Annotated in this window: 18 protein-coding genes and 3 pseudogenes; 13 read left to right on the forward strand and 8 right to left on the reverse strand. The window is 67.0% G+C overall.

Annotated elements, in window-relative coordinates:
• Positions 1-490 precede the first annotated feature (490 nt).
• A pseudogene (locus FHR82_RS44100) lies at positions 491-1,648 on the reverse strand (IS256 family transposase).
• A gap of 586 nt (positions 1,649-2,234) precedes the next feature.
• Here FHR82_RS44100 and FHR82_RS44105 point away from each other — a divergent pair.
• Genes FHR82_RS44105 through FHR82_RS44115 form a run of 3 tightly spaced genes read left to right on the forward strand, consistent with a single transcriptional unit; the run spans position 2,235 to position 4,856 of the window.
• Complete coding sequence (locus FHR82_RS44105) at positions 2,235-3,188, forward strand: hypothetical protein (protein WP_184816692.1); 954 nt, start codon at positions 2,235-2,237, stop codon at positions 3,186-3,188.
• Between the two features lie 19 nt (positions 3,189-3,207).
• Positions 3,208-4,050 carry a prenyltransferase/squalene oxidase repeat-containing protein gene (locus FHR82_RS44110; RefSeq protein WP_184816693.1) on the forward strand — a complete coding sequence of 281 codons (843 nt, stop codon included), beginning with the start codon at positions 3,208-3,210 and terminating at the stop codon, positions 4,048-4,050.
• Entirely contained in the window at positions 4,047-4,856 is an 810-nt protein-coding gene (locus FHR82_RS44115) for a tryptophan synthase subunit alpha (protein ID WP_184816694.1), read from the forward strand. The genes FHR82_RS44110 and FHR82_RS44115 overlap by 4 nt, the downstream gene beginning before the upstream one ends.
• 46 nt (positions 4,857-4,902) lie before the next feature.
• On the opposite strand, the gene FHR82_RS44120 is transcribed toward FHR82_RS44115, so the two are convergent.
• Complete coding sequence (locus tag FHR82_RS44120; protein ID WP_184816695.1) at positions 4,903-6,219, reverse strand: APC family permease; 1,317 nt, start codon at positions 6,217-6,219, stop codon at positions 4,903-4,905.
• Between the two features lie 5 nt (positions 6,220-6,224).
• Entirely contained in the window at positions 6,225-6,956 is a 732-nt protein-coding gene (locus FHR82_RS44125) for a hypothetical protein (protein WP_184816696.1), read from the reverse strand.
• A 351-nt stretch (positions 6,957-7,307) separates the two neighbouring features.
• Here FHR82_RS44125 and FHR82_RS44130 point away from each other — a divergent pair, with 351 nt between their 5' ends.
• The 4 genes from FHR82_RS44130 to FHR82_RS44145 all read left to right on the forward strand — a co-directional run bounded on the left by FHR82_RS44130 (position 7,308) and on the right by FHR82_RS44145 (position 11,987).
• Positions 7,308-10,112, forward strand: a complete 2,805-nt coding sequence (locus FHR82_RS44130) for an AAA family ATPase (protein WP_184816697.1) — start codon at positions 7,308-7,310, stop codon at positions 10,110-10,112.
• Positions 10,113-10,160: 48 nt separating this feature from the next.
• Positions 10,161-10,601, forward strand: coding sequence for a hypothetical protein (locus FHR82_RS44135; RefSeq protein WP_184816698.1), 441 nt, complete (start codon positions 10,161-10,163; stop codon positions 10,599-10,601).
• 9 nt (positions 10,602-10,610) lie between these two features.
• Positions 10,611-11,552, forward strand: a complete 942-nt coding sequence (locus tag FHR82_RS44140; RefSeq protein WP_184816699.1) for a hypothetical protein — start codon at positions 10,611-10,613, stop codon at positions 11,550-11,552.
• A gap of 69 nt (positions 11,553-11,621) precedes the next feature.
• Positions 11,622-11,987 carry a hypothetical protein gene (locus FHR82_RS44145; RefSeq protein WP_184816700.1) on the forward strand — a complete coding sequence of 122 codons (366 nt, stop codon included), beginning with the start codon at positions 11,622-11,624 and terminating at the stop codon, positions 11,985-11,987.
• 263 nt (positions 11,988-12,250) lie between these two features.
• Here the strand turns inward: FHR82_RS44145 and FHR82_RS47885 are convergent, their stop codons facing one another.
• From FHR82_RS47885 to FHR82_RS44155, 3 genes are all read right to left on the reverse strand, one after another.
• The gene (locus FHR82_RS47885) at positions 12,251-12,712 is read right to left on the reverse strand and encodes a recombinase zinc ribbon domain-containing protein (protein ID WP_311771587.1); all 462 of its coding nucleotides are present in this window, start codon (positions 12,710-12,712) and stop codon (positions 12,251-12,253) included.
• A 55-nt stretch (positions 12,713-12,767) separates the two neighbouring features.
• On the reverse strand, positions 12,768-13,661 hold the full coding sequence (locus tag FHR82_RS47095) for a recombinase family protein (RefSeq protein WP_311771588.1): 894 nt from the start codon (positions 13,659-13,661) through the stop codon (positions 12,768-12,770).
• A 109-nt stretch (positions 13,662-13,770) separates the two neighbouring features.
• On the reverse strand, positions 13,771-13,914 hold the full coding sequence (locus tag FHR82_RS44155; protein ID WP_184816701.1) for a hypothetical protein: 144 nt from the start codon (positions 13,912-13,914) through the stop codon (positions 13,771-13,773).
• Positions 13,915-14,301: 387 nt separating this feature from the next.
• Here FHR82_RS44155 and FHR82_RS44160 point away from each other — a divergent pair, with 387 nt between their 5' ends.
• Complete coding sequence (locus FHR82_RS44160) at positions 14,302-14,712, forward strand: hypothetical protein (RefSeq protein ID WP_184816702.1); 411 nt, start codon at positions 14,302-14,304, stop codon at positions 14,710-14,712.
• A gap of 8 nt (positions 14,713-14,720) precedes the next feature.
• Here the strand turns inward: FHR82_RS44160 and FHR82_RS44165 are convergent.
• Positions 14,721-14,885: pseudogene (locus tag FHR82_RS44165) on the reverse strand (zinc ribbon-containing protein); the annotation flags it as partial.
• A 39-nt stretch (positions 14,886-14,924) separates the two neighbouring features.
• A complete protein-coding gene (locus FHR82_RS44170; protein WP_184816704.1) occupies positions 14,925-15,989 on the reverse strand; it encodes an L-dopachrome tautomerase-related protein in 1,065 nt (354 codons plus the stop codon).
• A gap of 232 nt (positions 15,990-16,221) precedes the next feature.
• Here FHR82_RS44170 and FHR82_RS44175 point away from each other — a divergent pair, with 232 nt between their 5' ends.
• From FHR82_RS44175 to FHR82_RS44190, 5 genes and pseudogenes are all read left to right on the forward strand, one after another.
• Complete coding sequence (locus tag FHR82_RS44175; protein ID WP_184816746.1) at positions 16,222-16,623, forward strand: ChaB family protein; 402 nt, start codon at positions 16,222-16,224, stop codon at positions 16,621-16,623.
• 11 nt (positions 16,624-16,634) lie between these two features.
• Positions 16,635-19,148, forward strand: a pseudogene (locus tag FHR82_RS44180) (molybdopterin oxidoreductase family protein).
• Positions 19,149-19,151: 3 nt separating this feature from the next.
• On the forward strand, positions 19,152-19,454 hold the full coding sequence (locus FHR82_RS44185; protein ID WP_311771589.1) for a hypothetical protein: 303 nt from the start codon (positions 19,152-19,154) through the stop codon (positions 19,452-19,454).
• A complete protein-coding gene (locus tag FHR82_RS47890; RefSeq protein ID WP_311771590.1) occupies positions 19,430-19,609 on the forward strand; it encodes a hypothetical protein in 180 nt (59 codons plus the stop codon). Before FHR82_RS44185 ends, FHR82_RS47890 begins: the two co-directional genes overlap by 25 nt.
• A 4-nt stretch (positions 19,610-19,613) precedes the next feature.
• Positions 19,614-20,156 carry an HPP family protein gene (locus tag FHR82_RS44190; protein ID WP_184816705.1) on the forward strand — a complete coding sequence of 181 codons (543 nt, stop codon included), beginning with the start codon at positions 19,614-19,616 and terminating at the stop codon, positions 20,154-20,156.
• The last annotated feature ends 50 nt before the right edge of the window (positions 20,157-20,206 follow it).

Below are 20,206 nucleotides of genomic sequence, written 5' to 3' on the forward strand. Positions count from 1 at the left end.
GTCGACACCGTGAAGGACGGGCAGCACTGGGTGACCCTCTTCGACCCGGAGGGCAACGAGTTCTGTGTCCTGAGTGACCGGAAAAGCTGAGCGGGCACCGAACAGTTGTCCGGGACTCCGACGACCCACGCAGCAACACGGACCAATGGGCTGCCGCCCGCCGCCAGGCGGTACCAACCTCATGCGACAGCACAGCTAGGGCTTCGCTTCGATTTGCCGCCAGAGGCGGAAACTTCGGGCCTGTTCTGTGAAGGAGAGAAATTCCCCGGCACGGGCCATGTCGTCCGTGACCCGCCCACGGAACTCGCGTACGTGGTGGCCCAGATCAGTTCACACGGCAACGCGGCCAGCCGAAGCCCGAGTTGGGGGTTGAGCCGCTCCAGGTGCGAATCTGCCGCAGCACCGGGTGGTTCGCGCTGCGTGTCGTTGCCGAACGGCAGCAGCGTTCCGTCAACATCGAGGAACAGCAACGGGCGTTGCTCATGCGGCGTCATGCTGCGGTGACCTCGTCGCGCTCGATCAGGACACCGCGCTCGAAGCGAGCTCCGGCGCGCACCAGTGCGACCAGGTGGGGTGCGTTGACCGCACGCCAGCGGGCCTGGGCTGACTCGATCAGCTTGAATGCCATGGCCAGACCAGCCGCCCGCGAGCCTGGTCCCTTGGTGACCTTCGTCCGATGACGCACCGACGCGAACGTGGACTCGATCGGATTCGTGGTGCGCAAGTGGATCCAGTGCTCGGCCGGGTAGTCGTAGAACGCCAACAACTCGGCGACATCGTCGCTGATCTTGGAGACCGCCTTGGGGAACTTCGCCCCGTAGGCGGCCTCGAAGGCTTTGACCGCGTCCAGGGCGTGCCGGTGGTCCTCGGCGTTCCATATCTCCGCGAGGGCTTCCTTCGCCCCCGGATGGACCGATTTCGACATGGCCGACAACACGTTGGTGATCTTGTGGAACCAGCACCGTTGCTCGCGCGTGGCCGGGAAGACCTCGCGCAGCGCGCCCCAGAATCCCAGTGCGCCGTCACCCACCGCCAGCACCGGAGCGGTCATCCCTCGCCGGGCGCAGTCGCGCAGCAGATCTGCCCCACGACTCGGTCGATTCCCACAGGTAGACGTAGTCCACTTGTGACAGATCCCGTTCGGCGAAAGCACGTTGCTCGGTCTTCCACTGCTCGGTCAGTTTCGTGATCACCGGCGCTGACAGACCCGCGGTCGAGCCCAGGAACTGGCCTAGCGCAGGCACGAAGTCACCCGAGGACAGGCCGTGCAGGTACAGCAACGGCAGCACTTCGGTGATCTTCGGCGTCTTGCGGGCCCAGGCGGGCAGGATGGCCGAGGCGAACCGCTTGCGCTCGCCGGTCGCGGGGTCGACGCGCTGGTCGTTGACTCGCGGCGCGGTGACGTCCACCGCGCCTGCGGCGGTGAGACTTCGCGGGGCTGGTGGTACCCGTTGCGCACGACCAGGCGGTGGCCGTGTTCGTCGCGCTCGTCGGCGAACGCGGCGATGTGGGCGTCGACCTCGGCGCGCAGTGCTTCGGCCAGCATCCGGCGGGAGCCGTCGCGGACGATCTGGTCGATCAGCGACGACTCGCCCGTGGTCGGATGGTCGTTGTCACCAGATGTGGGGTCAGGGACTACGGTGAGCATGGGCGTACCTTCCCGACCGACGCGCCAACGTCGGCCTGCTCGAGACCAGTTACTCGATCACCGGGAAGGTACGCCCTTCACCGGCCGATCCACAGGTCTCAAGCATTGCTCGCCGGGCCGCCCAGGTCCGCCCGCGGGGCGAACGCGTTGGGCGCGCTGAGGATGTCCAGAGCGCGTGTGCATCCGGAACACTCTGGGTTGGTTGGAGCGCATTGCTCGATCCTTGACTCCGCTGAACGAGGGAACTCCCCACGGCTGCTGACGTTCTGTTTCCACGGAGAGTCACACCTTCGGCGGCCGATTCAGCGTGCATCGTCACGGGACGTTTGACGCTGGTATGACGCGGAATACAGGTCACATCGACGATGTCGAACTCTTACGGATTGGGAGCCGTACTGTGCCAGCGTTACAAACTGCCGGGCCGGTAATCAACAACCCCGCACGATGGGTTTCGTGCCTGGTCAAAGACGTTCCACGCCCCAGCGATAGGCCCGCAGGTCCGCAGGTTTGGCAGTGGTCAGCGCAGCATTGGTCTGACGTGTGGCGACGCACTTCTGGGCGTGGGCTGCCATCACGACGAGACGCGGTGGATCAGTTCACCGCGACGATGTGTAGCGAAGGCGATCTCTGCGACGAGCAGATCGAACAGGTTTGCAGCACAATCTTTTCACCGGGCGATCGGCCATTGGAGGTGTGGCTGGCGGACGCGATGGAAAGATTTGTGTGGCGGATCCGACCCTGGATTCCCCTATGGGTATCCTTCGCGCATTGGTCGGTGCGCTGGTGCGTGCATCGCGAGCGCCAACAGTTGATCTTTCTGGCTCGAGACATGCTGTCGACGTACCTCACTGCGCGTCGACTTGATTCCCGGGTCGGGACGGGGCTGGACATCCGCTTGGCGCACGCGTCACGGAACCACCATGGCAGCGTGAGCAAGATCATGGGGACCGGCTCGACGGGCCACTTTGTGCCGAAACCATTCGCCGTGGTGGACTCGGGCTGTTATGGAACCGTGGTCTCCCGTCTGGTGGAGGATCTCGACTCTCCGGCGACCCCCGCCGAGCACGCAGCGTGCCTGTTCTTCTTCAGCCGGAATCCAAGGATCTTCGGGTTTCTGAACTACCTGTTGAGCCCGAGCATTCTGGAAGCTGACATCCTTGGTCATGACGTCGCTGACTTCGTGATCTACGCGGGCGATCTGCTGGAGGCTCTGCCCAAGCCATACCGGGTGGTCGACCATGGTGACATCTTCGCCGGTGAGATCCAGGACCTCTTGACATTCTGCTTGAGCATGGCGGTCCTCAAAGAGGTCGACGACTATGTCGACGCTGGTCCGTTGGCGTCCATCTCGCAAACCCAACGGAGGGCGCTGGAGCTCTACAACGTCTATGCCTACGCAGGCAGCAACCGTGCGCTCGGCGATTCTCTGCTCTTCCATGCCCCTGCTCCCCAGCAACTGCCGGCAAGTTACGGATTCGACGACCTGGACTTCCACAGCTTTCCACCGCAGAACGAAATTTTCGGGTCCGTTCCGGGATGACAAGGAAGGGGAATCACCCATGCGTCAGCACAACGTAGCGGCGTTCCTCGACCGGTGCCGCGATGAGTCAGGAAGATTCGTCGAGACCGACGAGGACCGACCGAGTCTGGAAGCGAGTCGCTTTGGCGCCGAAATTCTGCAACTGATTGGTAGCCGCCCCTCCGAGGCCGAGTTGCGGTTCGTCGCCGATCGTCACTGCGGTGCGGGATACGCCATGGACGACGATGCCGAAGAGCCCGCTCTGAGCGCCACCTACTACGCGCTTCGGTTGTTAGAACTGGCCGGACACCCACCATCCGACGCTCACGAGATCGCGCGCTGGCTCGTCGACACACTGTTCGGCGAGGGCCGTGTCGTGGTGGACATGGACGATCTGTTCTACGGCATCCGTGCGCTCAACCTCGCCGGTGAGCGGCTCTCGTCAAGTGGGGAAGACGCGGTGCGCACCTTCCTGCAAACCTGTCAGCACGTCAATGGTGGGTACGGCTTGCTGCCTGATGCCGCGCCGGATATCGAGCGGACGTACTGTGCGGTCGCCATTTCCTTGTGGATGGGCGGCGACAGTGATCACGAGGCCGCCCGAGCGCAGAAACCGTTCGTCCGCTCGTGCTATGACGGCGGTGGACACATTAGGATGCGTCCGAGCAGTCCGGACTGGTCTTTGGCCAGTGGCTACTGGGGCAACCGTTGTGTTGAGTTGCTGGAGTTGGACTGGCCGTGGGACGACGTACATGCTGCCACTGCGGCGTGCCGGCAACCTGACGGCGGTTTCACCTCCACTACCGGATCCTCCCTATGGGAGACCTACTGCGCTCTGCGGGTACTCGACATCGCCACCCAGCATCGGCAGGTGCACGCATGAGCCGCGCTTCGCTGCAAGACCTGGCCAGCGCTCCGCGACTGCGGCACCGTCTGGGATTCGGCCTGTACCTGATACCCGGGTACCCGACCTGGGAGGCCAGTGTTGACGCGGTGCGTGCGGCCGTGACGCAGGATGTCGACTTCATCGAGTTCCCGATCCTGCGTGACCGAACGTTCTCCGCACGCACCGGTGGCCCGGTGGCCGCCGCTCTCGCCAAAGCCCACCCGGACCTGCTCGATCTCGCCTCTCCCGCGCTGTATGAGTGGCTCGACGAGATCCCCGCGCCAGTCGGCGTGGTCTACGAGTCCGCCTGGCCGGCGTTGGACGACTGCCGAATCCCGCACACGCTCGCCGATCGTTGTGCCGGGCTGATCTGCGAGCACAACGCGACACCGTTTCAAGGGCACGCCCGGCATGCGCGAGTGTGGCGTACTCCATTGGTCGCGACTATCCGGGCGACGCCGGACACCGTCGATGCTCACGACATCGACGTGCTCGAACATGGAGGCGGGTTCATCTATCTCGCACTCAGCGGCACCACCGGCGAACGCGGCAGCATCGATGATTCGGTCGCCAGAAAAATCCGCGCAGCACGCGACTACCGCGCCGATCTACCGGTGTATGCGGCGTTCGGTATCCGTACCCCCGACGATGTGGCCGCCGTGGCAGCGGCCGGTGCCGACGGCTTCATCGTCGGCAGTCACGCCTTGCATCTACTCGGCACCGGCGGCCTCGGCGCCTATGAACACTGGCTGCGCAGCATGACCACCGCACGGGCGACCGCTCTGCCTGCACAATCACGCTGACACCGCATACTCGTCGGTCGCACCGGCGCCGCTGTGGGAAAGACCATTATTCCGCAGCGGCGTCGGCGCTCCTGTTATGGTTGCCTCCGCTGGACCAGCGCCGGTAGGTCACCGCTCCGACAGCGAGCACGAGCGGGAACAGCAGGTACTCGCGAGCAAGGACCAGCACCACCAGCACCAGGCACAACGCGATCAGCGCGAGCCACCATCCCCAGCTGCCAGTGGGCAACAACCGTGTGCCGGCAGCCATGGCGATAGCGTAGATCCCGATCAGACAGGCGTTCTCCGCCAGGAGCAACGGTTCGATGTGGAAGCCGCTCAACATGGCTATCACGAAGCTCAGGGCTGTCCCGATGGTGACGACCAACAGGCTGCGTCGTGGCACTTCCCCGGCTTCGCTGCCGCTGGCGAGCCATCCCGGCAACGCACCATCGCGACCCAGCGCCGACCCCAGTTTGGACAAACTTGCGATGAACGCGTTCAACACACCCAAACTGACCACCACGGCGATTACCGCGGTGACCGTCCGCGCCGAGATCCCCGTTCCCTCGGCCAGCAGCAGCGCCAGAGGCGCGTCGGTTTGTGCGGCTTTTCTGCCGAGAACCAGGATCGTCACCCCCGCCACCGCCAGGGTCAACACACTGATCACCGCCAACGAGATTCCCGTGGCCAACGGCAGGTCGCGTCGCGGATTTCGAAACTCAACCGCAAGGTGGGTCACGGTCTCCCAGCCAATGAACGCCCACACCAACAAACTCATCGCCACGGCGAGCCCACTGATCCCATGTGGTGCGAACGGCTGCAGATTCGACACATCGGCACGTGGAACCGACACGACCACGGCCACGATCAGCAGCAACGCCAGCACGCCGGCAAACACCAGCTGCACACGTCCGGAAACACGCACCCCAAAAGCGTTGACGGTCACCGTGATCGCCACCAGTATGACCGCCACCACGATCGTGGTGGTCTGGTCGCCCCCAATGAGTTCGGTGACATAGGCCGAGCCGAACGCGCTCGCCGCCGGCATCCCAGCCAACGCCCCGAAATAGAACCACCAGCCCGCGACAGCCGACACGCGCGGACCGAAAGCCCGCCGCGCGAACGTGGCGGGGCCACCGGCATCCGGATAACGCCCCGCCAACGCGGCGAACGTCGCCGCCACCGGGATCGACACCACAATCAACCCCATCCACGCCAGCAACGACGCCGGTCCCGCAGCCTCAGCCGCTAACGATGGCAACGCAAGCAAGCCCGTGCCCAGAACCGCCCCCACATACAGAGCAACACCCTGCACCACCGTCAGATGACCACCACCAGTCGACGTTGCCGAGTCAGTCCCGTCCCCGCGCGCTTCACCCATACCAGCTATGTACCCGCAACCCCACCCCCCTTACACGCCGGACCCTGCGGTCTCACAGGTGGGTGGACAGCCGGCCCCGACGCCGTTCCGTCGGCAGCGGGTTCATGAGCCCATCGAACAACCTCCATGCAGCGCCGCCGTCTGGTTGAGAGGATTGGCGAGGTCGGTGACGTTGGGTCAGGATGGCGGTGTGCCGACGTCGATCTGGCCGCCCCGCCCGCCGCTTTCGATACGCTGCGTAACGACCGCAGTTGCCTGAAGGGGGTCTGCCCAGGGTTGGTTGACACCTCTTCTGCACAGTCACGGAAGCGGTGGGTGCGCAGGATCCGGTCGAGCTGCTGGCCCTCGGCGGGGTTCCAGCGGCCGTTGGCGTCCGCCCCGGCCACGTCGATCCACTTGGACGGCGGCGGGGTCGGGTAGGCCTCGGCGAACGCCGTGCCCGCGGCCGTGCCGGTGCCGGTGCCGGTGCCGGTGCCGTCGATCATCAGGCCGTCGTAGACGACCGTGTTGACGATGTCGAACATCGCCTGGTCACAGCGCCGGTGCACGGTCAGCGGCACCCCGACCCAGGCCTTCTCCTCGCCGTCGGGGAGCCGGGTGCCGAGCGCGGTCTGCCGGTCGGCCAGGCGCTGCACCGACGTACGCGACGCCGACCACTGCACGTGCACGCCGAGGTCGTTGCGGATCGCCTGCGAGCCGGCCCCCTCACGGTGGACGGATTCCGAACCCGTGTGCATCCCGCGCGCCGCCCGGGGTTCGAACGCACAACAACCACGTACGCGGATCGTGGTGACGTCGATCGCAAGCAGATGGCGAACTCGGCGGAGTACCACAAACCTACGTACCGCTACGTCCTCAGTTGTCAGTTAGATAGGCCGATCAAGTTGCGTGACGAACAGAACAAACTCCATCAAATGGCGAGCTGAATTGCGCCTTTGTGAAGCAAAAGAGATGGGTTCCCCTTTATTCCCAGGGTTCCGGGTCGACGTGAAGAGAGACTGTCAAAGTCAGAGGTGGACTAATTCGAGTGGATGGTTGACTTTGTGGTCACGGGCGGCTGAGTATGCGTTATGGCTTGCGCGTCGGACTTGGTCGAACGAGAACTCGAACTGGGCGTGCTCGACGATGAGTTGAGCGAGGCCGCCCGTGGGCGGGGCCGACTGGTTGCGGTGTGGGGTGTGGCCGGGATTGGGAAGTCGTCGTTGCTCACCGGGGTTGGGCGCTTGGCCGTTTCGCGTGGGTTGCTGATTGCCTCGTCTCGGGGAGCGGTTGTCGAGCGGAACTTTGGCTATGGCGTGGTTCGTCAGCTGTTCGAGCCGATCCTCGTCGCCGCGTCGGCGGCCGAGCGGGTCGCCGTTCTCGGCGGGGCCGCAGCGCTGGCGGCGCCGCTGGTTGATCCGACGAACGCCATGCCGGGGGTGGTCGATCACGACGCGGTCGTCCACGGTCTGTACTGGTTGACGGCGAACCTCGCGGAGCGGTCCGGTTTGGTCCTCGTTGTTGACGATGCCCACCTGGTGGATCCGGCGTCGCTGACGTTCCTGCGTTACCTCGCCCGTCGGCTCGACGGATTGCGTCTGCTGCTCGTCGTGGCGGTGCGTACCGGTGATCCGGGTTCGGATGACCCGCTCCTGTCCGAGTTGCTGGCTTCTGGTCGGGTGCTCACGCCTGAACCGCTCTCGCCCGTCGGCGTCGGGCGGCTGGTGCACAGGACGTTCGGTGCCGGCGCGGACGTGTCGTTTGTCGAGGCGTGTCACCGGGTGAGCGGAGGGGTGCCGTTCCTGGTGGAAGAACTGCTGGCCACGCTGGCCGCTGAAGATGTGAGCCCGACGGACTCGGAGGTGTACCGCGTCGCTCGAACGGCTCCGGAGTCTGTGACTCGGGCCACAATGCTCCGGTTGTCGCACCTGTCCCCGGCTGCGATCGACGCCGCGCGGGCGATTGCGGTGCTTGACCGGCACGCGCGAGTGGATCGCGTCGCGGCTCTCGCGGGGCTGGCGGAACCGGAACTGTCGGTCGTCCTCGACGAGCTGGCGCGTATGCGCGTGCTCGCGCCGGACTGGCCGCCGCGGTTCGTCCATCAACTGCTACGCGAGGCCATCTACAGTGCTCTGTCAGTACGGCAACGCGGTGCGGCACACGCGCGGGCGGCGCGGCAGCTCATCGCTGAGGACGCGCCGGCCGAGCAGGTCGCCGCACACCTGCTGCTGACCGAGCCGGCCGCCGACCCCGCCGTCACCGAGTGGTTGCGTGCGGCCGCCGTCTCGGCGACCGGCCGTGGCGCGGTGCGAAGCGGAATCGCGTATCTACGTCGCGCCGCCGTCGAGGGTGGCGATGTCGTCACGCGGGCGACAGTGCTGCACGAGCTCGGCCGGGCCGAGGCGCTGGTGCACGAGGAACGTGCGCTCGCCGATCTCGGCGAGGCACTGCGGCTCACGGCCGAGCCGCCGGCGCGGGCACAGCTCAACCTCGAAATCGCCGAGGTCCACCTCATGGCCGGCGACATGGCTGCGCGAGTCGACTGTTTACACCAGGCACTCGCCGATCTGGCCACCGACCAGGACACTGACACAGCCCTCCGGGTGCACGCGGCGCTGGCCGCAACCGAATGGAACGACCCGAAGCTCGCGCCGGATCTGGACAAACGACTGCCGGTGCTGATGGACCTCCTCGCGGCCGCTCGGCCCGCGGGCCGAGCCCTCGGGCTCGCGCTCGGCGCCCGCCTCGCCTTCCGCGGCGACTCCCTCGAGCAGGTACCGGTGCTGGTCGAGCAGGGGTTGGCCGGTGGGCGGTTCCTCAGTGACGAGGGCAGCTCGTCGATCTACCTCTCGCTCGCTGTCGGAGCGCTGCTGGGCGTCGACGATCTGGCTGGGGCGGCGGCGGCCGGAGCCGCCGTGCTGGCCGACGCGAGACGCCGGGGTTCGGTGTTCGGTTACGCCGCAGCCTCGTACCACGAGCTATGTGTCGGAGCCAGGCGCGGCGCGTTGTCGAGCGCAGCAGAGCACATCCGGACCCTATATCGGCTGTCGATCGAGCACGGCCTGACCTTTGCTCTGCCTTCCATGTACTTCTTTGGGATAGACGTGTTGTTGGAGCGTCCGGACCTCGACGATGTCGCCGCGATGCTCGAAAGGGTCGATCTCGACCCGGCGTTCGCCGGTACCAGCGTCGGGGCCTATGTGCTCACGGCGCGTGGCCGGGTACGAGCCCGGCGCGGCGCACACGGGGTGGCGATCGCGGATATGCGCGCCGCGGGTGCGATCTTCACCGCACTCGAGTTCCGCAACCCCGTACTGGTCTTGTGGCGGTCGCCCCTGGCGCTGGTGCTTCCGCCGGAGATGCTCGACGAAGCCCGCGAACTGGTCGATGGCGAGCTACGGGATGCTCGGTCGCCCCGGGCGAAGGGTGTCGCGGCTCGTGCGGCCGGTCTCCTGGCAGGCGGCACGGAGGGCCTTGACCTGCTCTGGGAGTCGCGGCGGTTGCTGGAACCGACAGAGGCGAACCTCGAACAGGCGCGGACGTTGGTCGAACTCGGTACAGCCCTCGGTCGGGCGGGGCATCGCGTTGCCGCGCGCGAGCAGTTGTGGGCCGGTCTCGGCCTGGCCACCGAGTGCGGGGCAGTGCGCCTGGCCGACCGGACCGAGCAGGAGTTGCGGGTCTGCGGGGCGCGGCCGAGGCGGCGGAGCGTGACCGGACCTGGTTCCCTAACGCCTGGCGAGACCAGGGTGGCGCGCATGGCGGCAGAGGGGATGACCAACCGCGAGATCGCGCAGGCACTGTTTGTCACGGTGAAGACGGTGGAGAACCAGCTCGGTGCCGTGTATCGGAAGCTGGCCGTGCGGTCACGAGAGCTACTGGCAGACGCGCTCCCGACCTCGCGCCGCCAAACTTAGGGGGTCATCCCTCATGTGCCGGATCCGCTCCGTGGCGAGGCTTCCCCCATGCAGAGCGACATCAAACTGGACAGCGAGAAAAACGGCTGGGTAACGGTCGAGGGTGCGGTTCTCAATGCGAAGATGTCGGACCTCATCCTCGAGGCGCCGGCGTACCGGACGGCCAAGGGCGGACCGTACCGCCGGGCACTGGTTCACAATCCCGACGACGGCCTGACCGTGAACTTCAACGGCGATTATCCGGGCGGTGTCCGCATTGTCGGCGCCCGTCTCCGCCTCGCGGTTGACCACCAGACGGGCGGGCTGAAGTTGCCGAAGGACGGGCAGGTCGGCGACCTGGTCGTTGTGCACAGCACGATCATGCGTGACGGGCTGATGCTCGGCGAGGAACTGACGCTGTGGATGTGCGTCGGTTTTCGGACGCTCGTCGGGGAGACCCCGGCCACCTGGGCTCAGATTCCCTTCGGGGATGTCGTCGACGGGAAGTGAGGGGCTGCCATGACCGCCTCCCTGCGGGCCATGATGGCCAGGGACGTCTCGTCGACGACAAGCAGGCTGCGACAGCGGCTCAACGAGCACGGTACCGACAGCGTCCGCGCGTTGATCGCCTCGATCGTCGCCACGGAGGAACACCGCAACAACTACTGCGCCGAGTTCGGTCCGCTCGGCGCAGTGACCCAACCCGTCACCCCGGTCGCCGACGGCTTCCAGCTTCCCACGGTCAGCGGCAGGATCCTCATCCGCAGTGGGGGGTGGCAGCCGCATCCCGAGGTCACCTACGTGCCCATCGTCGAGTACATCGGTCTACAGGTCATCGAGCCCAACGAGACCTACGACGACCCGTATGTGATCTTCAGCGTCACAACGCTCAACCCGAACCACACCGGTGACGACGACCTAGCCGCTGTTGCCAAGATCGGTCCGCTGGACGACATCGCGGAAGACGCGGTGGTTCCGGATACCATCACCATCTGGGAGGACCGGATCGTTGCCGGCACCGGAATCAAGGTGACCGCCGCTGTCTTTGACCAGGACCTCGGCGACCCCGACGAGGTACGCGAGAAGATCGAGGAAAAGGTCAAGGAATATGCCCGTAAGGGGGCATCCGCCATCGCGACCGCGTTCGGGGCCGGTGGCGACGAGGCGGGGCAGATCGCCGGCTCGGAACTCGTAACGTGGGGTGCCAGGATCATCTCGCTCGGGATCGTCGAGCTTTTCGGGCTCGGTGACGACGTCATCGGCAGGGACTCCAAGGAAATCGGCCTCGCGGAGCTCGTCCGTCTGCACGACCAAGCGGCTTTCGACGCCGCCGTGAAGATCGGACCGGGAGGGATGAAGTACACCCACACACTGGAAGCCAAGGGCGACGGTCACTACATCGTCTACTTCCGCGTGCGGAGCGCGAAGGTCGGACCCATCGAGCCGCCACCCATGATCTGACCGGTCGGCAGGCCGCGGCAACCCAACATTGTCCACGCCACCATCGCCAAAGCCAGGAATACCGCGCGGTTGAATATCGCCACATCACGTGAAGCGACGTGCAAAGCCGACCCCTACACCCCCCGGACCGGGACGGGAGCGACGCTGGCAGTCCGCACCGCCGTCGCGACCACGATCCGGGTCGCCGAACGCGGCACCGGGTTGATCCTCCTCCAAGTAACCTCACCGGCCAGCGCGCCACCGCCGCACGACGGGGCGGTCATGCAAGTCGACTACGACGACGGTCAATCGGACCTCGTGACCGGCCCTGTCGAGAACAACGGGTTCGCTCGCCTGGAAGTGCGACCGGTTCCCGGCCAAGGCATCGCACATTTCTCCGGGACGCGCGGATACGCGCCCTCATTCGACAAGATCACGCTCCTGAACGACAGTTAGTCGTGTTTCCACCAATTTCCAAGCCTCCTGACTGGCCACTGACCTGCTGGATTCGCATTCCCGCAGGTCAGCACACTTCTTGAGCTACGTTGAGACGGTGGAGCTCATCCGAGTGATCTGCACCTTGCACGCCATCCACGTAACCTCTGGTCGAACGACGAAGGACGAGGCGTGTGGTTAGCGAGCACGACTCGGACACATCATTACCCCATGAACGATCTTCACGTTCCCGTCCGGGGTTCACGCGCTCATCGATCGACATACTACGCCGTGGCTGCCGTCTCCACGCTCCACCCTGCGGTGTCACACACGATTGTCAGATCGAACTTGCGCATCCGTTCAGCAAGGTCTCGGCGTTGCCCGCTGTCGCCACTCCCCCGCTCTTCGAGGTCCAGTTCATCGTCGAGCTCGAGGACGGCGAGTTGGACGGGGAGGTTGGCGAGGATGTGGTCCTCGCGGACGTAGAGGTTCTTCGCCCGGTGGGAAGTCGCTCGTTGAGCGCTGGTGTGGCCGTGGCGGCAGCGGTAGCCGGCCCGGTTGTTGACCCAGTGGGCGTCCATCCGCCGACCGCAGGGGCGGCACCGCACCAGCCCCGCGAGCAGGTACACACGGGTGGCGCCATCCTCGGTAGGGCGGGCGGCGCGGATAGCCTGCGCGGCAACGAAGTCCTGCTCGGTGACCAACGGCGGGTGCACAATCTGTTTGGAGATCACCCAGTCCTGCACCGGGTTCCACCGATGCACCGGGCCCCGCCGTTGCTTACCGCGTGCCGCCTCGTAGTCACGCCCCTGCCGGTTCCACCTGACGACCCGTGTACCGCGGGTTCGCCAGAATCGCCGCCACCGTCCGCAACGTCCACACCTCACCACTGCGATGACTGTTCCGCTCCGGATCCACATGCGACGGACACGGCACTCCCCTCTCGTTCAACTCCCGCGCGATACCAGCCACGCTCCTTCCCGCGAGACGTTGCGCGAACATCCACCGCACATGCTGTGCTGTCGCCGGATCAGGGTCGAGCCTCCGCAACCGTCGCCCCCACTGCGCGTGGGCACGGTTCGGATGCGGACCAACATCAACCAACCGATACCCATACGGCGGCCGACCACCCAAATACCGACCCTGCTCACACACCTGCGCCCGCATCGCCGCAGTCACCCGATGACGGGACCGCAACACCTCACGCCGCGACTGCGCGCCCAGCAGCAGCATCAACGCCTGATGCGTCACATCATTCAGGTCAAGCGGACCGTCAGTCTCCGGCAACCCCAACTGCACCCCACACCGATCGAACACCTGCATCAACTGCTGCAACTGGTTGCCGTAGAACGCCCGCTCGAACTCCCCCACCACAATCGCGTCGAACCCACGATCCGGATCAGCCACCGCATCGAGCAACGCCGCAGCCGCCGGACGGTCCGCCCACGGCAAACGCCGCGAGTAGCCGCTGTCGAAGAACTCGGACACGATCACACCGTGGCCAGTGATGACGTTCTCGGCAACGTCGCGCTGCCAATACTCGGACGATGCCCGATCCTGGTAATCCTCTGTGGATGTACGGCCGTAGAACGCGAACCGCAACCCGTGCTGCCGGTACTTCTCCGTCCGTACCCTGCGGCGTGGTTGTTTCCCTGTCGCCCAACCCGCGAGCAGGTTCTCGTCTGCAATGTCCACAGGCCACTCCGGCGTGTCGTCCCAGCACGTCCTTCACTGCTGAGACTCCAGCCACCTTCAGTCGTGACGTGAGGAGGGACAACTCCACAGCAGCACCTGCTCGCCGGGGTCAGTCCTCAGGTACGAGTCGTGAGCGTGGCACGGACAGCCGGACCCCGGAGTCGTTCACCTCGTGGATCTCATCTTCTCCGGCGTGCAGGTCGTGGGCGAAGAAGTCCTTCGCGTCGATCTTGACGTATCCGGTGCGCAGCAACTGCGCGGCTCGCGGTTGTGGGACGTCCGGTTCGGCACACGACCGCGGCGATGACCCCGCCGAGCGGCCACCCGACTGCCGCTGCCCCTGCTCGATGGCCGCCTCGGGTCGCCCATCTTCAGGTCTGCCACCGTGCCCACCTGTTCACCGTCGCTGTCGACCACTCGCATGCCGACCTCCACCTGCGCGATGGGGCCAGCGGATCCACCTGGAGATGACATGCTCACTCCTTACGTCGTCGGGTGGCGCCCTTCCGTCGGCTACCCGTCCCGGCGGTCGTAACCGGAGGGCGTTCCCTCTCGGCTCCTGCTCACCACGCAGTGGCGGCGGGGCACGAACACAATGGTCGAGAGCAGTTGCCCAGTGATCTGGTACGGAGGCCGAGCCATGTCATCGATCTCCATGCCCGATCTGCCTGCCGGGCCGCGGCGGCGCCTGGTGGTCGCGTTGTTCTCCTACTACGAGCAGGCCGGCCACCCCTCCCTCACGGCGATCGAAGGATGGATCTCCCCCGAGCACGGGTTGCCCGCCACCGTAAGCAAGGAGACCGTACGGCGAATGCTGGTGGGCTTGAACGTACCCCTCCGATGGGAGATGGCTGAGGTCGTGTTCCTGGCGCTGTGCGGCATGGTGGGCCACGACCCGGAGTCACCGGACCGTGACGGGTGCGGCCAGCCAACCGGGATGACGCGGAGGGAGGCGTTCCACCGCCTCTGGGCCGAAGCCGTGGCGACACCCCAGGTCTTTCCTCCCGTCGACGAGTGCTCGCCGCGGAAATCCGGTTCACGTGATCAGTGACGTCGCCATCACTTGTTGCCCGGCTCCTGGGTACGGCTGTTGAACTCGGTGTGGCCGTTCGGGCACTTCGGAATCTTCTCGCCTTCCTGCACCGAGACTTTCTCGTCGCACTTCGCGCAGTGGAACACCCCGGTCTTCTGTGCCTTGTCGCCGGCATGGGCGGACATGGTCGTCTCTCCTTCCTCAGCTGGTGATGACGAATAGCGTCCTGATCAGCGGAGCCGGACGGCTCCGGCATCGATGGGTACGCGGAACAGGTGGTAGGGCTTCTCGCGCAGATCCTTGCCGCCCTGGTACTTCTCCTGGCGGTGCAGCTGGTTGGCGGTGACGTAGAGGTACCCGTCGGCAACGGACATGGTGTCCGGCCACAGCAGTCGCGGGTCGTGGGCGACGGTCTCGAACGTGCCGTCGGGTAGTCGGCGCAGGACGGCGTTGTGCTCGTAGTTCGTCAGGTACAGCCTGCCCTTGTCGTCGGTTTCCAGGCCATCCGCACCGCCGCCCTTGTCACCCTCGCCGACCACTTGCTCCCCCGCCTGGTCGTCGGTCAGCGAGCGGTCCACGAGGGCTTCGGTGGGCACGCTGTACCAGCGCCGGGACGCCAGCGGGCAGTAGTACAACCGTGCGCCGTCCGCGGCGATGGCGATGCCGTCCGCACCCATCGTGACCGGCTTCGCCTCGCCGTCATCCGGGCGCTCGAGGAACGGCCGGCCTTCCACGACAGGCCGGAAGACGGCGAGCGGCTCGGCCTTGGTGCTCGGGTGGTCGTGCAGCCGCCGCCACGACTCCCCCGACGCCAGGTCGACCACAATGATCCCGTTGCGTCCGGAGTCGGCCGAGTCGGTGATGAACGCGACCCCGGCCTCGCACCGCAGGTCGAACCGGACGTCGTTGAGGTAGGTCGTCTCCAGCGCCACGTCCGGTGGGAACGTGATGACCTGCCCGACGGTGTCGGTGTCCAGGTCGACCCGCACGAGCTTCGGGCCGCCCGGCTTGGTCGGCTGGAACATCGGGCTGCCGGTGTCGAGCACCCACAGCCGGTCCGCGGGGTCCACCACGATGCTCTGCACCGACACGAAGGCCTCGCTGTCGTCGTCCGAGGACGGCGAGTTCCACCGCTCGTCGGGGAACGGCATCTCCTGGCCGTCCCGCAGCTCCACCACCGTCGCGGGCACCTCGTCACCCCACTTGGGGAAGTTGACGAAGATCCGGCCGGTGTGCGAGACGCTGACCCCGGTCGGCATCGGTCCGGTGAACTCGTGCACCACGTCCAACGACATGGGACCCTCCTCGACGGCGGACTTCCGTGCCGCAGGGCCTACCCACCCGCCACCGGTTGAACCCGGTCGACGACGTCGCTGGCCGAAGCCTGGTCCTGTCCTGGTTGCGAATTTCGCGTGTTTGGTTCGACTTCACCTGTCGGAGCAGCGGAAACACGCCCTCGCGGAGGTTTGAACCACGGAGGGTGGGAAACCCGACGGCGTCTTGATCGAGTGGCGACGGGAGATCACCATGCCGGGCGAGGAGGCCATGCCGGACACGTTGCGGCGTTCGCCGAAGAAGGCGCAGCGGACGTGGGTGAAGGCGCACGACTCCGCGGTGGAGACCTACGGCGAGGGCCGACGAGCGCACCAGACCGCGTTCGCGGCGCTGAAGCACTCCTTCGAGAAGGTCGGCGACCACTGGGAGCCCAAGCAGGAGAGCGGTCCCTCGGACAAGCAGGCCAAGCGCGGCGCCGGCGACAAGCGCACCAGCACCGCGAGCGGCGTGGACGCCAACGCGTCCAAGCAGCACCTCTACGACCTCGCCAAGCAGCTGGACGTACCCGGTCGTTCGTCGATGACCAAGCAGGAACTCGTGGACGCGCTCCAGAAGGCGAACAAGAAGAAGACCGCCAAGGCCCGCGCCAAGTAACGGGAGGACCTGTGGCAGACCGCATCGCGGACATCTGGGGCGCCCGGACACCGCACGCCCGCGACACCCCCTGGCCGGTGCGGGTTGACCAGCACCTCGACCAGGGCCTCGACGAGTCCGATGTGGACCGGTGGGTGCAGTCGGCGTGCGTGTTGTGCAGCAACGGGTGCGCGTGCGACATCGCGGTGAAGGACGGCCGGATGGTGGGCGTGCGTGGCCGTGCGGGGGACGTGGTCAACCACGGGCGGCTCGGGCCCAAGGGGCTGTACGGGTCGTGGCAGTGGCAGGACCGCGACCGGCTCACCCGCCCGCTGGTGCGCGAGGGCGGCAGGCTCGTGGAGTCCGACTGGGACACCGCCATGGGACCGGATCGTGGCGCGCTCGCGGCAGCTGCTCGACGAGACCGGCCCGCTCTCGCACGGCTTCTACACCAGCGGGCAGCTGTTCCTCGAGGAGTACTACACCCTCGGCGTCATCGGGAAGGCCGGGCTCGGCACACCGCACATGGACGGCAACACCCGGCTGTGCACGGCCACCGCCGCGGCGGCGATGAAGGAGAGCTTCGGCTCCGACGGCCAGCCCGGCAGCTACACCCACATCGAGTCCTGCGACGCACTGTTCCTGTTCGGGCACAACATGGCCGAGACCCAAACAGTGCTGTGGGCCCGGGTGCTCGACCGGCTGCACGGACCCGACCGGCCGGTGGTGGTGGCGGTGGACCCGCGCCGCGCGAAGGTCGCCGAGGCCGCGGTGGAGTCCGGGGGTGTCCACCTGGCACCGCTGCCCGGCACTAACCAGGCGCTGATGAACTGCCTGGTGCGCGAACTGATCGAGCACGACTGGGTCGACCACGACTACCTCGGCGCCCACACCCTCGGCTTCGCCGACCTCGCGGCCACCGTCGCGCCCTACACCCCCGAGCACACCGCCGAGATCTGCCGGGTCCCCGCGGCGGACCTGCGGCGCGCGGCGGAGATCTTCGGCACCTCCGGCCGCGTCCTGTCGACCGTGCTGCAGGGCTTCTACCAGTCCCACCAGGCCACCGCCGCGTCCTGCCAGGTGAACAACCTGCACCTGCTGCGCGGCCTGATCGGCCGGCCCGGCTGCGGGGTCCTGCAGATGAACGGACAGCCGACCGCGCAGAACACCCGCGAGTGCGGCGCCGACGGCGACCTGCCCGGGTTCCGCAACTGGAGCAACCCCGACCATATCGACGAGCTGGCGCGCCTGTGGAACGTCGACCCCCTCACCATCCCGCACTGGGCGCCGCCCACCCACGCCATGCAGATCTGGCGCTACGCCGAACAAGGCTCCATCAAGTTCCTGTGGATCTCCGCGACCAACCCCGCGGTCTCGCTGCCGGACCTGTCCCGCATCCGCGACATCCTGCGCCGCGAGGACCTGTTCGTCGTCGCGCAGGACGGTCACCGAGACCACCGAGACCACCGAGCTGGCCGACGTGGTCCTGCCCGCCGCGCTGTGGGGCGAGAAGCAGGGCAGCTTCACCAACGTCAACCGCACCGTGCACCTGTCGGAGAAGGCGGTCGAACCGCCCGGCGAGGCACGCAGCGACCTGGACATCTTCCTCGACTACGCGCGACGCATGGACTTCCGCGACAAAGGACGGCAACCCCCTGATCCGGTGGTCCGACCCCGAGGGCGCGTTCCGGGCCTGGCAGGAGTGCAGCCGCGGCAGGCCCTGCGACTACACCGGGCTGTCCTACGACAAGCTGCGCGGTGGCAGCGGCATCCCGTGGCCCTGCGACGAGGACCACCCCGACGGCTGCGACCGGCTCTACGCCGACGGCGTGTTCCCCACCGACCCGACCGTGTGCGAGGCCTTCGGCCACGACCTGATCACCGGCGGCGCGGTCGAACCCGACCGGTACAAAGCCATGCGGCCCAACGGGAGGGCGTTCCTCAAGGCCGCCCCGTACCTGCCGCTGCCGGAAGGCCCCGACGACGAGCACCCGCTGCTGGCCACCAGCGGCCGCACCGCCTACCACTTCCACACCCGCACCAAGACCGGCCGCTCCCGGCGGCTGCACCGGGCCGCGCCCGGCCCGTGGGTCGAGCTGTCCGCCCACGACGCCGCCGAACTCGGGGTCACCGAGGGGGACGTGGTCCGCGTGACCTCCCCGCGCGGCACCGTCGAGGCCCCCGCCCGCATCGGCCGCGGACGCGACGGCGTGGTCTTCCTCCCCTTCCACTTCGGCTACTGGGACACCGCCGGCGAGGACCACACGCGGGCCGCGAACGAGCTGACCATCACCGAGTGGGACCCGGTCTCCAAGCAACCGCTGTTCAAGCTCGCGGCCGTCCGGGTCGAGAAGGTCGCCGACGGCCGGAGCCCGGCGCCCGCACCCACCACGACCGCGTCGGCCCCCGCCGACGGATCGGCCGTTCCCCCGACCCGTGGCGATGACGACGTGCGGGAGGACATCGACGTGGCGGAACCGCCGGAATCGCCACCCACCCCCGGTCACGTCCCGAACGTGCCCCAGCCCGCGACCAGGGAGGCGTGAGCGATGCACCTGGCGACCTACCTCGGCCTGCTGCACACGTCACTGGAGACCCTTGCCGACGCCTATCGGGAGGTGGGCTGCGGCCACCGCGAGGAACCGGACGTCGCCCACACCTGCGCGGTGCTCGCCGGCCGGATCGACGACCAGCTGGCACAGCTCGGCCCCGTGGTGGAACGCTACGGCGAGCACCGCGAACAGGAACCGGAACGCCTGCACGCCACCGGCCTCGAGTCCATCGCACCGGCCCCGTCGGCCTGTTGCGCGACCTCCAGGACCTGTACATGCTCACCTCGCTCACCGAGATGACCTGGACCGTCGTCGGGCAGGCCGCCCAAGGGCTGCGCGACCACGAACTGCTCGACATCGTCAGTGCCGCGGAACAGGACACCACCCGCCACCTGGGGTGGCTGCGCACTCGCATCAAGCAGAGCGCACCCCAGGCCCTGATCGCGGCGAGGTGAGCTGATGGCCGACGACCCTGGCGGTGCCCTGGGCGCCGCGGAACGCCGCGCGGGTCGCTTGGGCGCCGCGGGCTACGCCTTCGCCCTCTGCCTGGTCGCCCTGGCCGCGGCCGGCGCGATCGGGCTGCTCGTGAAACAGCCCTACCTGTTCCCCAGCCTCGGCCCGACCGTGATGCTGTTCTTCGAGTCCCCGACCCACAAGTCCGCGACACCCCGCAGCACCCTCATCGGCCACGGTGTCGCACTGCTGGCCGGAGTGGGTTGTCTCGTGGTGTTCGGGCTCACCGACCACCCACCGGTGATCCAGGAGGGACTCACCCCGGCACGCATCGGCGCCGCCGCACTGTCAGTCGCGCTCACCGCACTGGTCCTGCGGCTCCTCAGCTGCCCGCACCCACCGGCCGGGGCGACCACGCTGATCGTCAGCCTCGGCCTGCTCACCTCGACCAGTGAACTGCTCGCCATCGCCGCCGGCGTCGTCCTGGTCACCGTCCTGGCCGTCGCCCTCAACCGGGTCCTCGGCGTACGACAACCGATCTGGTCCTGAAACTCGCACCCGCGAGCCAGCGCGCCGTTCAGGAAACCGAGGACCGCGTG

The organism is Actinophytocola algeriensis (assembly GCF_014203735.1).
Classification (GTDB): Bacteria; Actinomycetota; Actinomycetes; order Mycobacteriales; family Pseudonocardiaceae; genus Actinophytocola; species Actinophytocola algeriensis.